Source organism: Streptomyces daliensis (genome assembly GCF_054782395.1).
Genome location: NZ_BAAGSO010000104.1, coordinates 1 through 1,105, shown reverse-complemented (window position 1 = coordinate 1,105; position 1,105 = coordinate 1). Strand labels below are relative to the sequence as shown.

The window sequence follows — 1,105 nt, the reverse complement described above, 5'->3', positions numbered from 1 at the left end:
TACTGAGGTTTTCGGGTTGGTGTCGGATGGTGACGTGCGGTGATCCCTGCGGTAGGCCGGAAGCATGCGGTATGCGCAGGGTGGTGGCCTGACCGCGGAGCAGCGGGCGGTGCGTGAGGGACTGCGGATGGAGGCCGGGGAACGGTTCATCCGGGGCGAGAAGACGGCGGTGATCGCCAGGGAATTGCGGGTGAGTGAGCGGTCGGTGGAGCGGTGGCGCCGCGCCTGGCGGGAGGGCGGGATCGCCGCGCTGGTCTCTGCCGGTCCGGCGAAACTGCCCAAGCTGGCCGATGGGCAGTTCAGTGTGCTGGAGTCGGAGTTGGCCCGGGGCCCGGCCGCGCACGGCTGGACGGACCAGCGGTGGACCCTGGCCCGGGTCCAGACGGTGATTGCCCGGAAGTTCCGGATCACCTGCTCGATCGCGGGGGTGTGGCGGCTGCTGCACCGGCACGGCTGGTCCTGGCAGTGCCCGGCCCGCAGGGCGCTGGAGCGCGACGAGCACGCGGTTCAGTTGTGGAAGAAGGACGTGTGGCCGCTGGTGGAAGCACCGCGGCGGCGCTCGGGGCCTTCATCGTCTTCGAGGACGAGGCCGGTTTCGCGATGACGCCGCCAAGAGCGCGTACCTGGGGACGGCGCGGGCACACACCGGTGGTGCGGGTCCCGGGCCGGTCCCGACGCCGTATCTCCATCGCCGCCTTGTGCTGCTACAAGCCCGGCGAGCCGTCGAGGCTGATCTACCGGCCGCGTTTCCATCTGCCGTTCAAAGGCGCCCGCAAGAGCTTCACCTGGAGGGACTACCGCGACCTGCTGGTACGGGCCCACCTCCAGCTCGGCGGTCCCGTTGTCGTGGTCTGGGATAATTTGAACACTCACCGCACGGCCGGGTTGCGGCAGTACGCCGCCGATCACGACTGGCTCACCGTCTTCCAGCTTCCCAGCTACGCACCCGAACTCAACCCGGTGGAAGGCATCTGGTCGTGGTTGCGTCGCGGGCCCCTGGCCAACGCCGCCTTCACTGATCCCGACCGCCTCGAACGCGCCCTCCGTCACGGACTGGCGCAGATCCAGCGCCGCCCCCACCTCATCGACGGCTGCCTGGCCGAGA

Annotated in this window: 1 protein-coding gene; it reads left to right on the top strand. The window is 69.6% G+C overall.

Annotation, left to right across the window (positions count from 1 at the left end):
• Positions 1 to 64: 64 nt before the first annotated feature.
• A protein-coding gene (locus ACYVOO_RS27630) for an IS630 family transposase (protein ID WP_461018426.1) occupies positions 65 to 1,105 on the top strand; the annotation gives its coding sequence in 2 pieces (ribosomal slippage) (positions 65 to 526 and positions 529 to 1,105; 1,039 coding nt annotated over the 2 pieces). This gene is flagged as partial in the annotation.